Origin of the sequence: Sinomonas terricola, from assembly GCF_034931225.1 — a bacterium.
Classification (GTDB): Bacteria; Actinomycetota; Actinomycetes; order Actinomycetales; family Micrococcaceae; genus Sinomonas; species Sinomonas terricola.
Genome location: NZ_JAYGGQ010000007.1, coordinates 153,301 through 165,996, shown reverse-complemented (window position 1 = coordinate 165,996; position 12,696 = coordinate 153,301). Strand labels below are relative to the sequence as shown.

The following is a 12,696-nucleotide window of genomic DNA, read 5'->3' as shown; positions in this document are numbered from 1 at the left end:
CGCTGAGGGCGGCTTGTGGAGTACTCAAAAATGGACATTGATCAGCAGGCCCAGGAAAGCCCTGAACGTCGAGACGACGAGGCAGCGCCCAAAGCCCGCAGGGCGCCCCGGCGCGCCAAGGCCAAGGCGGATGCCGCAGACGTCGTGGCGGTTGAGGCCGTGACGGCCGACGCCGCAGACGGCGAAGCCCCGGCGGAGGTGCCGCAGGACGAGGCACCGAAGAAGAAGCGGGCCAGCCGGAGCCGCAAGAAGGCGGAATCCGGTGAGCCGGCGGCCGAGACGGCCGTCCAGCCGGCGGCCGAGGAAGCGGCGCCCTCGGGTGCAGCGCCCGACGAGGCGCCGGTCGCTTACGCGGCGAGCACGACGGCGGCTGCCGCGGGCTCCGAGGCTCCCGTCGAGGAGCCCGCAGTCAAGAGGGCGACGCGTGGGCGGCGGACGTCCGCCCGCGCCGCGGCAGCCCAGGCCGATTCGAAGTCGGCGGCGGCTGCACCGACCCTCCCGATCGAGGAAGACGAGGCGGCCGCCGCGGCGCCAGCCTCGCGCGCCAAGAGCTCGGTCCGCGCGCGTCGTCGTGCGGCCGCCCCGCGCGTCGCCCCCGAAGCCTCCGCCGAGAACACGGTGGAGGTGCCCGCTGCGGAGGCCGCGCCGTCGACCGCTGAAGGGGCCGCCCCCGCCGTCGAAAAGCCGGCGGAGGCCGCGCCGTCGACTGCCGCGGAAGTCACGGCCACCCCGGGAGAGCCCGGAAACGAGGCCGCGGCCGAGGTCGCGATGAGCCCGTTCGCGGCGCTCTTCAGCGAGCCCCTCTCGCCGACGTCGATGATCTTCCAGGCCCCGGACCTGAGCGTCATTGCGCGCCCGGCCCCTGTCGAGGCACCTGAGGAGGCCGAGGACGAGGACGACGACGAGGCCGCCGGAGCGCGGCGTCGTCGCCGCAGCCGCGGGCGCCGCGGCCGCGTGCGGGCCGAGGACGGCGTTGAGGATACTTCGGAGGAGGGCGAAGCCGCCGAGGAGGAGCCCGAAGAGGTCACGTCGCGCCGCCGCCGTCGGCGTCGCCGCGGCGAGGTCGATCTCGAACTCGAGGGAGGCTTCGACGACGACCCGCCGGGAACCGTCACGCGGGTCCGTGCTCCGCGCACCCCGTCCGAGGGCGCGAGCAACCGGGTGCAGAGCGTCAAGGGGTCCACGCGCCTCGAGGCCAAGAAGCAGCGGCGCCGCGAGTCCCGCGAGTCGGGCCGCCGGCGTCACGTCATCACGGAGGCCGAGTTCCTGGCCCGCCGCGAGTCGGTGGACCGGCAGATGGTCGTGCGCCAGAGGGAGGACCGCATCCAGATCGCGGTCCTCGAGGATGGCGTGCTCGCCGAGCACTTCGTGTCGAAGACGCAGCAGGATTCGCTCATCGGCAACGTGTATCTCGGGAAGGTGCAGAACGTCCTGCCGTCGATGGAGGCGGCGTTCGTGGACATCGGCCGCGGGCGCAATGCCGTGCTCTACGCGGGCGAGGTCAACTGGGACGCGGCCGGACTCGACGGCGCCCCGCGCCGGATCGAGAACGCGCTCAAGTCCGGCGACTCGGTGCTCGTCCAGGTCACGAAGGATCCCGTGGGCCACAAGGGCGCGCGGCTCACGAGCCAGATCTCGCTCCCGGGCCGCTACCTCGTGTATGTCCCGGGCGGGTCCATGACGGGCATCTCCCGCAAGCTTCCCGACGTCGAGCGGAACCGCCTCAAGCGCATCCTCAAGGACCGCCTCCCGGCGGACGCGGGCGTGATCGTCCGCACCGCGGCCGAGGGCGCGAGCGAGGAAGAGCTCACGCACGACATCAACCGCCTGCGCGCGCAGTGGGAGGCGATCCAGAACCAGGCTACGTCCACGAAGGTCCTCGCTCCCGAGCTCCTCTACGCCGAGCCGGACCTCACGATCAAGGTGGTCCGCGACGTCTTCAACGAGGACTTCTCGAAGCTCATCGTGAGCGGCGACGACGCGTGGGACACGATCGAGGCTTACGTGACCTACGTGGCCCCGGATCTCCTCGGGCGGCTCGAGAAGTACCAGGGCGAGGCCGACGTGTTCGCCGAGTGGCGTGTGGACGAGCAGATCCACAAGGCGCTCGACCGCAAGGTCTTCCTCCCGTCCGGCGGTTCACTCGTGATCGACCGGACCGAGGCCATGACCGTGATCGACGTCAACACGGGCAAGTTCACGGGATCGGGCGGCAACCTCGAAGAGACCGTCACGAAGAACAACCTCGAGGCCGCGGAGGAGATCGTCCGGCAGCTGCGCCTGCGGGACATCGGCGGCATCATCGTGATCGACTTCATCGACATGGTGCTCGAGTCCAACCGTGATCTCGTGCTGCGCCGCCTCGTCGAGTGCCTCGGCCGGGATCGGACGAAGCACCAGGTCGCCGAAGTCACGTCCCTCGGCCTCGTCCAGATGACCCGCAAGCGCATGGGCACGGGGCTCCTTGAGGTCTTCAGCGAGAGCTGCGAAGTGTGCGGCGGGCGCGGCGTCATCACGCACGAAGAGCCGGTCGAGAAGGGCCGCCCGCAGGGTTCGACGTCGGAGCACCAGCCGCTGCGGGGCGACGGACAGCAGACCGCCAGCCGCGGCGAGCGGCGCCGCCGTCGGGGGCGGGGCCAGGCCGAGCCGGCCGCTCCCGTGGTGCACGAGCACCCCGTGCCCGAGCCGGAGGACCCTGAGAGGCAGGCCCGCGCCCAGGCGACGCGTGCGGCTTTTGCAGCGGTCGCGGCCGCCGCGCACGCGGCGCACCTGCACGACGACGAGAAGGCCCACGCGGCAGAGCACGAGGTCGGCCACGTCGAGCAGGCTCCCGTCGTCCCCGAAGCGGCGCACGTCCCGGAGCCGCACCATGAGAACGCGGCCGTGCTCACGATCGGCGGCGAGCGCATCGAGCTTCCCATGGGCGAGCGCGTCGCGGCGGCGCCCCGTTCCGGGCCCGCGCTGAGCCTCGACGCGCTGAGCCATGCGTTCGACGAGCTCACAGGCGAGCGCCACTCGGGCGAGGATCGCCCCGGGAAGCGCCGTCGCAGCCGCGGCGCGAAGAGCGGCCAGGGCTCTGCCGAAGTGACGCGCGTCGACGATTCCGAGGGCGCGGTGGGCGGCCGGACGCGCACGGCGTCCACCCAAGACGTCCCCGCAGCACCGGCCAAGCCCGCGGGCGACGAGCCGCTCATCCTGGGCGTCGGCGTCCCCGCCTCGGAGCTGTGAGCATGGCGCGGCGCATTCCGCGAGTCCTGAGCATTGCCGGCTCCGACCCCTCGGGCGGGGCCGGCATCCAGGCCGACCTCAAGAGCATCGCGGCGATGGGCGGCTACGGGATGGCGGCCATCACGGCCCTCACGGCCCAGAACACCCAGGGCGTGACGGGTGTGCACACGCCCCCAGCGTCGTTCCTCAAGGGTCAGCTCGAGGCCGTGTCCTCGGACATCGTGGTCGATGCCGTCAAGATCGGCATGCTCGCCGACGGCGAGGTGATCGCGACGGTCGGCGAGTGGCTCGCCCAGTCCCGGCCCGGCGTCGTCGTCCTCGACCCCGTCATGGTCGCGACGAGCGGGGACCGCCTCCTCGCCGACGACGCGGCCGAGGCGCTGCGGGGCCTCCTCGCCCACGCGGACCTCGTGACGCCCAACCTTCCCGAGCTCGGCGTGCTGCTCGACGAGCCGACCGCGGCGACCTGGGAGGACGCGCTTGCCCAGGGCGTCCGGCTCGCCGAGCGGACGGGGGCATCGGTCCTGGTCAAGGGGGGCCACCTCGCGGGTGCGGAGTGCCCCGACGCGCTCGTGCTGAGGGACGACGACGGCGGCGCGCTGCGGATCGTCGAGATTCCGGGCGAGCGCGTGGAGACTCGCAATACCCACGGGACTGGCTGCTCGCTCTCCTCCGCGATGGCAACGATGCAGGCCCGCACGGGGGACTGGGAGGCGTCGCTCCGCGTCGTCAAGGAGTGGCTCCGTGGCGCCCTCGCTGCCTCGGACCAGCTTGAGGTCGGAACCGGGCACGGGCCGGTGCATCACTTCCACCACGCCGAGGGAACCGTCCCGCTCGCCGAAGGAGAGTTCACCGCCGGCCTGTGGGAGGCGACGGCGAAGGTCCGGGCGGAGATCGACGCGCTGGCCTTCATCGCGCAGCTCGACGCGGGGCTGCTGCCCGAGAGCCACTTCGCGTACTACCTTGCGCAGGACGCCCAGTACCTCAACGGCTTCTCGCGGGCCCTTGCCCGCGCGAGCGCACTCGCGCCGACCGAGGAGGAGCAGGCCTTCTGGGCCAACTCGGCCCAGGTCTGCCTCATCGTCGAGGCCGAGCTCCACCGCACGTGGCTCTCGGCCCATCCGCTCCCACCGGGCGAGGGGTTCGCCCTGGGTCCCGTGACGAAGGCGTACCTCGACCATCTGCTCGCGGCATCGTCGATGGGCAGCTACGCGGTGCTCGCGGCCGCGGTGCTCCCGTGCTACTGGATCTACGCGGCCGTGGGGGAGGAGCTGCATCGCCGCCACGTCGCGCGCAGTGCGGCCAACGCTGACGCCGGCGCACATCCGTACGGGGCGTGGATCGAGACCTACGCGGACGAGGCCTTCGCCGAGTCGACGCGGCGCGCGATCAGCTACACCGACCGTGCCGGGCGCTCGGCGTCCGCCGCGGAGCGGACGGCGATGGCGGAGGCGTTCCGGCAGTCGACCGTCTACGAGCGGGACTTCTTCGACGCGCCGTCGAAGTACGCGTGACCGTGGGCCTGCTCCGCGTGGGCTAGACTGGTCCAGCGTGCTTCCCGGCACGGAGGGTCTTTCACGGGGATCTTTCCCGCGGCGGGCCGCTCATTTGCGGCCGGGTGGAGGATTGGCGTAGTCTAGATCCTCGGTGCTTACGCCTACCACTGGGTTTTGCTCCCAGGGAACCCCCTCGCGGGCTCACGGCAAGAGGCACAGTCGAGCGTTTCCGGCAGCTGCACGAGCAGCAGTGCGGAGCGCCACGCGCAAGAGCTTTCAGTAATAACGTCGAGAGAAGTGAGTTCCCCAGTGGTGTACGCGATTGTCCGCGCCGGCGGCCGCCAGGAAAAGGTTTCTGTCGGAGATTTCGTGACGCTCAACCGCGTCGCCGGTGAAGCCGGCAGCACCATCGAGCTGCCTGCCCTCCTGCTGGTTGACGGCGACAAGGTCACGTCCAACTCCGCCGAGCTGGCCAAGGTCAAGGTGACCGCCGAGGTCCTCGAGGACCTCCGTGGCCCGAAGATCATCATCCAGAAGTACAAGAACAAGACGGGCTACAAGAAGCGCCAGGGCCACCGCCAGGACCTGACCAAGGTCAAGATCACGGCCATCTCCGCCTGATCTCGGTTTACCGCACTTCAGCAACCCAACAGATTCCAAGGTAGGCACAGCTCATGGCACATAAGAAGGGCGCAAGCTCCACCCGCAACGGCCGCGACTCGAACGCGCAGCGCCTCGGCGTCAAGCGCTTCGGCGGCCAGGTCGTCTCCGCCGGCGAGATCCTCGTCCGCCAGCGCGGCACGCATTTCCACCCGGGCAACGGCGTTGGCCGCGGCAAGGACGATACGCTGTTCGCCCTTGAGGCCGGTGCCGTGCAGTTCGGCACACGTCGCGGTCGCCGCGTCGTGGACATCGTCGCCGCCCAGTAGTCTGAGCGGCCCGGCGAGTCCGGACCAATTGCTTTTTCGGTGGAGCGGGCCAGTGGCCCGCTCCACTTTTTTTCCCGAACAGGGCACGCCTGCGGCGGCCCGTCCCCAGGGGTCCCGCCGTGCGGGCCCACAGCCCGGCGCCGCCGGGACCGCGAACTACAATCGGGGATGACCCCGGCGTAAGGAGAATGGCGTGGCGAGCTTTGTCGACCGCGTGGTGCTGCATGTGTCCGGAGGCCACGGAGGCCACGGCTGCGTGTCGGTGAAGCGGGAGAAGTTCAAGCCTCTCGGCGGGCCCGACGGCGGCAACGGCGGCAACGGGGGCGACGTCATCCTCCGGGTCTCCTCCCAGACGACGACGCTCCTCGACTACCACCATTCGCCGCATCGGCACGCGGAGAACGGCGGGCCGGGAATGGGCGACTGGCGTGCGGGCCACAAGGGGGAGACGCTCGTGCTTCCGGTCCCGGACGGCACCGTCGTGAAGGGCCGCGACGGCGCTCTGCTCGCGGACCTCGTAGGCGAAGGCGCCGAGTTCGTCGCCGCAGCCGGGGGCCAGGGCGGCCTCGGCAACGCGGCGCTCGCGACGGCCAAGCGCAAGGCGCCCGGCTTCGCGCTCCTCGGCATCGAGGGCGACGAGCGGGACATCGTCCTCGAGCTCAAGTCCATTGCCGACGTCGCCCTTGTCGGCTTCCCGTCGGCGGGGAAGTCGAGTCTCATCGCGGCCATGTCCGCCGCCCGGCCGAAGATCGCCGACTACCCGTTCACGACCCTCGTCCCCAACCTCGGCGTCGTCCAGGCCGGAGACGTGCGATTCACGATCGCGGACGTGCCCGGCCTCATCGAAGGCGCCAGCGAGGGCCGCGGCCTCGGGCACGACTTCCTCCGGCACATCGAGCGCTGCGCCGCGATCGTGCACGTCCTTGACTGCGGGACGCTCGAGTCCGACCGCAACCCTGTGGACGACCTCGACATCATCGAGGGCGAGCTCGCGAAGTACAGCGTCGACATGAGCTTCGCGGGCCCCGACGGCGAGATCGTGCCGCTCAACGAGCGCCCGCGCCTCGTCGCGCTCAACAAGGTCGACCTCCCGGACGGCAAGGCCATGGCCGAGATGGTCCGGTCCGAGCTCGAGGACCGTGGTTACCGCGTGTTCGAGGTCTCGGCCACGAGCCATGAGGGCCTCCGCAGCCTTGGCTTCGCGATGGCGGAGATCGTGCAGAAGGCCCGCGAGGGACTCATTGCCGCCCCGCCCAAGGTCGCTCCCGCCGTCCTCCGCCCTCGTGCCGTCAACAAGACCGAGTTCACGATCCGCCGCGAGGAGCGCAACCTCGAGCCGCTCTTCCGCGTCCTGGGCGAGAAGCCTGAGCGCTGGGTCAAGCAGACCGACTTCACCAACGAGGAGGCCGTCGGCTACCTGAGCGATCGGCTCAACCGCCTAGGGGTGGAGGACGAGCTCTTCAAGGTCGGGGCCAAGGCTGGGGACACGGTGGTGATCGGCGAGGACGACGCCGTCGTCTTCGACTGGGAGCCGACCATGATGGCCGGCGCCGAGCTTCTCGCCGGGCCGCGCGGAACCGACATCCGGTTCGCGGATTGGAGCCGCCCCACGCGCGCGCAGAAGCGCGACGAGTACGAGGACCGGAAGGCGGCGCGCGCCGCGGCGCGCGACGAGCTCGAGGCCGAACGCCGGGCGGGCATCTGGACCGAGTCCAGCCGCCGCAAGGAATGGGCGCCGGATCTCGATTCCGAGGAGAGGGCAAGCGGGGACGAGTACGGCGATGACGACGCTGAAGGCTGACGTGGCGCTCGAGCTGGGGGAGCGCGGGCGCGAGTGGCTCCCGGAGGCGCAACGAATCGTCGTCAAGGTCGGCTCGTCCTCGCTCACGACCATCCGCGGCGGCATCTCCGAGCAGTCGCTCGCGGCGCTCGTCGACACGCTCGCCGAACGTGCCAACGCCGGGACCGAGATCGTCCTCGTCTCCTCGGGCGCGATCGCGGCGGGACTCGCGCCCCTCGGGCTCGCGAAGCGTCCGCGGGACCTCGCGACCCAGCAGGCGGCGGCAAGCGTGGGCCAGGGGCTCCTCATGGCGCGGTATACGCAGGCCTTCGGCGCCCACGGCGTCACCGTGAGCCAGGTGCTCCTCACGGCGGACGACCTCGTGCGCCGCACGCAGTACAAGAACGCCCATCGCGCGCTCGAGAAGCTCCTCAACCTCGGCGTCGTCCCGGTCGTGAACGAGAACGACACCGTCGCAACCCACGAGATCCGCTTCGGGGACAACGATCGGCTCGCCGCCCTCGTGGCGCACCTCGTGCATGCCGACGCGCTCGTGCTCCTCTCCGACGTCGATTCCGTGTACACGGGCCCGCCGTCCGAGGGCGGCGAGCGCATTCCGCACATCGGCGGCTCGCAGGATCTCGACGGTGTCCGCATCGGGACGGCTGGCGTGGCCGGCGTCGGAACGGGCGGCATGGCCACGAAGATCGAGGCCGCGACGATCGCCGCGAGCTCGGGGATCCCCGCACTCGTGACGTCGACCGCCGCCGCCGCGCGCGCGCTCGCGGGTGAGGACGTGGGCACGTGGTTCAGCGTGAGCGGGCGCCGGAAGCCCGTGCGGCTCCTGTGGCTTGCACACCTCGCCGCGACGAGGGGGACCCTGACGGTCGACGACGGCGCCGTGCGGGCGGTCGCCCAGCGTCACCGTTCGCTGCTCCCGGCGGGGATCACTGCTGTGAACGGCGATTTCGAGGCCGGCGACCCGGTTGAGATCGCGGATCAGGCGGGGCACGTCGTGGCTCGCGGGATCGTCAACTTCTCGGCGGACGAGCTTCCCGCAATGCTCGGACGTTCGACGATGGACCTCGGGCGCGAGCTCGGACCGGAGTATGAGCGTGTGGTCGTTCACACTGACGACCTGGTGCTGCTCTAGCTCGTAGACTTGACTGCATGACTGACACCGTCGCCCACCACGAGACTGCCCACGCCGCCGCGCAGGAGGCCGAACTCCCGGCCGCTCAGCCGGCCGACGTCGAGGCCGCCGTGCTCGCGGTCGGCGACCGGGCCCGCGCGGCCTCCCGCGCCGTCGCCCGCGCCAACCGGGCGTGGAAGGACCGCGCCCTGCTCGCCATCGGCGCCGCGCTCAAGGAGCACGAGGCCCGCATTCTCGCCGCGAACGAGAAGGACCTCGAGTCGGGGCGGCAGAACGGGACCTCGAAGGCCCTCCTCGACCGCCTCGCCCTCACGCCCGCTCGCATCGACGGCCTCGTGGCCGCGCTCGAGAATCTCGCGGGGCTCCCCGATCCCGTCGGGACCGTCGTCCGCGGCCAGACGCTGCCCAACGGCCTGCGCATGCGCCAGGTCAACGTGCCGATGGGCGTCGTCGCGGCCATCTACGAGGCGCGCCCCAACGTGACCGTCGACATCGCGGGCCTTGCGCTCAAGAGCGGCAACGCGGTGATCCTCCGTGGCGGCAGCGCCGCCGCGCACACGAACCGCGAGCTTGTCGCGATCCTCCGCGACACGCTCGTGGACGTCGGGCTGCCCGCGGACGCCGTCCAGACCATCGACGAGTATGGCCGTGCGGGCGCGGAAGTGCTCATGAAGGCCCGGGGCCGAGTCGACGTGCTTATTCCGCGCGGCGGGCGCGAGCTCATCCAGAACGTCGTGCTCAACTCGACCGTGCCCGTCATCGAGACCGGCGAGGGCAACGTCCATATCTTCGTCGACGAGTCGGCAGACGAGGACATGGCGGTCGAGATCTTGCTCAATGCCAAGACGCAGCGGCCGAGCGTGTGCAACACGGTCGAGACGCTCCTCGTCCACTCGAAGAGCACGGTGCTCCCCGCCGTCGCCCGCGCCCTGGCCGAGCGCGGCGTGCGGCTCCACGTCGACGGACGGTCGATGGCGGCTCTTCCCGAGGGCGTTGGCGGGGTCGCGGCCACCGACTACGACTGGGCCACCGAGTACATGGACCTCGATCTCGCCGTGGCTACCGTCGATTCCCTCGACGAGGCGCTCGAGCACATCCGCCGGTGGAGCACGGGGCACACCGAGGCGATCATCACGAACGACCTCCGCAACGCGGAGCGCTTCATCGCCGAGATCGATTCGGCGGCTGTGATCGTCAACGCGTCGACCCGCTTCACGGACGGTGGCGAGCTCGGGCTCGGGGCAGAGGTGGGCATCTCGACGCAGAAGCTGCACGCCCGCGGGCCCATGGGGCTGACCGAGCTCACGACGACGAAGTGGATCGTCCAGGGCGAGGGCCAGGTGCGCGGCTAGATCGCGCGGCGAGCCTCGACCGGCCTTTGGGCCGGGGTAGGATGAGCGGAAGAAAAGTTCGCCCAGTGATCGCAAGGATCCGAGAGGTTTTTAAGGGGTAACCATGCTGGCAGTACTCATGTCGACCGCGCTCACGGTCAGCGCCGAGGCCGCGGAACACGAGGCGCCGGCGCCCACGATCGCGCCGCCGTTCGTCGTCGGCGGCGTGCTCTTCGCGATCTTCGTCATCCTCATGTTCGTCACGCTCTCGTACACGAATCTGGGCCGCCGTCACTCCGCGACGGAGGAGCACGCGGACCCGCACCGACAGCACCCGAACAAGCACGACCGCCATCAGGGCGCTTCGAGCCACTGACCCTTGGCCGAACCAGTGCAGGTGCCCGGAGGGCGGCGCGTCCGCCTCGGTGTGATGGGTGGGACGTTCGACCCGATCCACCACGGGCACCTCGTCGCGGCGAGCGAAGTCGCCTCGAAGTTCGGGCTCGACGAGGTCGTCTTCGTCCCGACCGGCGAGCCGTGGCAGAAGTCCAGCCGACGCGTGAGCCTCGCGGAGCACCGCTACCTCATGACCGTCATCGCGACGGCGTCGAACCCGCGGTTCACGGTGAGCCGGGTCGACATCGAGCGGCCCGGCCCGACCTACACGATCGACACCCTCCGCGACCTCAGGGCCGAGCGGCCCGAGGCCGACCTGTACTTCATCACGGGCGCCGACGCCATGGCGCAGATCGTCTCGTGGAAGGACGTGGACGAGCTGTGGGCGCTCGCCCATTTCGTCGGCGTGACCCGGCCGGGCCATGAGCTTCCCGATCTCAGCCGCGCCGAGGTGAGTCTGCTCGAGGTTCCAGCGATGGCGATCTCGTCCACGGACTGCCGCGCGCGCGTCGCGGCGCACGAGCCGGTGTGGTATCTCGTGCCGGACGGCGTGGTGCAGTACATCGCGAAGTACGGGCTGTACCGAGACGGCGAGGACGCGCTCGGCGCGGCCGACGTCGTCCATCTGGCCCCCGCCGAGGGGCTGCACCGGGGGCTCGGCGACACCGGCAGCACCTCAGTGGCCGGGTGAACAGATCCATGAACAAAGAAGAGAAGCCCATGACGAGCCGCCGCGAGCGGCGCCTCGCGCAGGCGACCCGCGGCGAGGAGCGCCCCGCCCGGCTGACCCCTGCCCAAGCGCGGGCCGAGGACGAGGCGCGAGCAGAGGCCGCCGCGCAGGGCGAGGCCGGTCAGGGCGTCTCCGGCGAGGGTCTCGGTGTGCGTGATGGCGAGGCGGCAGCGCCCGGAGTCCAGGCTGCGGAGAACACCGAGACGGGCCGCATCCGCGCGCGCCGCGCCCTCGACGTCCCGCCTGATGCAGTACGTGCCGAGCGCAGCTCGCAGGTTAGGGCACGCGACCGCGAGGCGCATCGCGTGATGCGGGAGCTCGCGGAGAAGGAGCAGGCAGCTCAGTTCCCGAGCCGGCGGTCCCTGCGCCAGCAGACGCCCGAGTCTGAAACCGAAGGGGAGGCGCCGGAGCAGAGCTCGGCCCCCCAGGGCGGGGTGCCTCCCGTGCCGCAGCGCCCCCCGGCGTCCGGCGACATTCCGGCTCAGGCGCTTCCCGTCGTCCCGCCGGCGCCCCTTCAGGAAGCGCCGTCGCCGCGCCTCGCCGAGGCCACGCCGTCGTCCGCTCCCAGCAATGGCGCGCAGGCGCTCGGGAGGCCCGTTCCGATTCGGCGGGCACCGGTGCGCCAGGCTCCGGACGGGTCGCCCGTGCTGGGGCCCGAGACGGGCTCGTTCAGCCGCCTGAGCCACGAGCAGATCGCCGCTGCGCGGGAGGCTCTCAAGGGGCAGGGGAAGCATCAGCCGGCCACGGGTGAGCGCGGCGAGGGCGACGCCGTCGACCCCGAGGCGCTCAAGCAGCAGGTCGCCGTCGCGGAGCGCGAGGCGATCCTCAGCCGGCGGGCGCAGGCGCGCCAGCGGCTCGCCGAGGAGACGAAGCGCGACGCCGAGGCGACCCGCAAGGCGGGTCCCGCGCCGACGTCGGCGAACAACCTCGCGATGGTGACCCCGCTCGAGTTCATGAAGGTTCCCGGGCTCCCGCACCCGGTCATGAAGCCGCCGACCACGACGCACGTTCCTGTCGTGACCGACCGGACGCCCGCGCAGCGCGGCCGAGGTCGCGCAGCCGCGTCGGAGGCCGCCCCGGTTGCGGCGGCGTCGGCCCACGGCCTCGATCCGCTCGGGCCGCAGACCTCCCGCGCGGATCGGGAGCGCGTTCTCTTCCTTTCGATCGGCGCCCTCGGCATCGTGGCCCTCATCGTGGCCGTCCTCATCGTGCTGCTCGGCAGATAGCCCGCGGCGCACAACAAGTCATCTAGGAGCATGTGTGAGCGCAGCAGAAACCGTCGTCGAGTCCGCCAAGGTGGCCGCCAAGGCCGCCGCGGACAAGCTGGCGGAGAATATCGTGGCCGTGGACGTGAGCGAGCGGCTCGCGATCACCGACCTCTTCGTCATCGCGTCGGCGCCGACTGAACGCCAGGTCAACTCGATCGTCGACAACATCGAGGATGAGCTCATCAAGCTCGATCGCCGCCCCGTGCGCCGTGAGGGGCGCTCCGAGGGCCGGTGGGTCCTGCTCGACTACGGTGACATGGTCATCCACGTCATGCACGACGAGGACCGTGCCTTCTACGCCCTCGAGCGGCTCTGGAAGGACTGCCCCGTGGTGGACCTCGGGCTCGACGAGCCCGGCGCCGCGGCGTCGGCGGTCGGCTGAGCC

Annotated in this window: 11 protein-coding genes; all 11 read left to right on the top strand. The window is 71.2% G+C overall.

Annotated features, from left to right (window positions below):
* Positions 1-30 precede the first annotated feature (30 nt).
* On the top strand, positions 31-3,228 hold the full coding sequence (locus SPF06_RS11120) for an Rne/Rng family ribonuclease (RefSeq protein WP_323279122.1): 3,198 nt from the start codon (positions 31-33) through the stop codon (positions 3,226-3,228).
* A 2-nt stretch (positions 3,229-3,230) separates the two neighbouring features.
* Positions 3,231-4,742 carry a bifunctional hydroxymethylpyrimidine kinase/phosphomethylpyrimidine kinase gene (gene thiD / locus SPF06_RS11115; protein WP_323279121.1) on the top strand — a complete coding sequence of 504 codons (1,512 nt, stop codon included), beginning with the start codon at positions 3,231-3,233 and terminating at the stop codon, positions 4,740-4,742.
* A gap of 291 nt (positions 4,743-5,033) precedes the next feature.
* Entirely contained in the window at positions 5,034-5,345 is a 312-nt protein-coding gene (rplU, locus tag SPF06_RS11110; RefSeq protein WP_323279157.1) for a 50S ribosomal protein L21, read from the top strand.
* Positions 5,346-5,398: 53 nt separating this feature from the next.
* On the top strand, positions 5,399-5,653 hold the full coding sequence (rpmA, locus tag SPF06_RS11105; protein ID WP_323279120.1) for a 50S ribosomal protein L27: 255 nt from the start codon (positions 5,399-5,401) through the stop codon (positions 5,651-5,653).
* 193 nt (positions 5,654-5,846) lie between these two features.
* Positions 5,847-7,454: a GTPase ObgE gene (gene obgE / locus SPF06_RS11100; protein WP_323279119.1), complete on the top strand. Its 1,608-nt coding sequence runs from the start codon at positions 5,847-5,849 to the stop codon at positions 7,452-7,454.
* A complete protein-coding gene (proB, locus tag SPF06_RS11095; protein ID WP_323279118.1) occupies positions 7,435-8,586 on the top strand; it encodes a glutamate 5-kinase in 1,152 nt (383 codons plus the stop codon). The genes obgE and proB overlap by 20 nt, the downstream gene beginning before the upstream one ends.
* Positions 8,587-8,603: 17 nt before the next feature.
* Entirely contained in the window at positions 8,604-9,938 is a 1,335-nt protein-coding gene (locus SPF06_RS11090) for a glutamate-5-semialdehyde dehydrogenase (protein WP_323279117.1), read from the top strand.
* A gap of 103 nt (positions 9,939-10,041) precedes the next feature.
* On the top strand, positions 10,042-10,293 hold the full coding sequence (locus SPF06_RS11085; RefSeq protein ID WP_323279116.1) for a hypothetical protein: 252 nt from the start codon (positions 10,042-10,044) through the stop codon (positions 10,291-10,293).
* A gap of 3 nt (positions 10,294-10,296) precedes the next feature.
* A complete protein-coding gene (gene nadD / locus SPF06_RS11080; protein WP_323279115.1) occupies positions 10,297-11,004 on the top strand; it encodes a nicotinate-nucleotide adenylyltransferase in 708 nt (235 codons plus the stop codon).
* Between the two features lie 8 nt (positions 11,005-11,012).
* Positions 11,013-12,269: a hypothetical protein gene (locus SPF06_RS11075; protein WP_323279114.1), complete on the top strand. Its 1,257-nt coding sequence runs from the start codon at positions 11,013-11,015 to the stop codon at positions 12,267-12,269.
* Positions 12,270-12,303: 34 nt separating this feature from the next.
* Positions 12,304-12,693, top strand: a complete 390-nt coding sequence (rsfS, locus tag SPF06_RS11070; RefSeq protein ID WP_323279113.1) for a ribosome silencing factor — start codon at positions 12,304-12,306, stop codon at positions 12,691-12,693.
* The last annotated feature ends 3 nt before the right edge of the window (positions 12,694-12,696 follow it).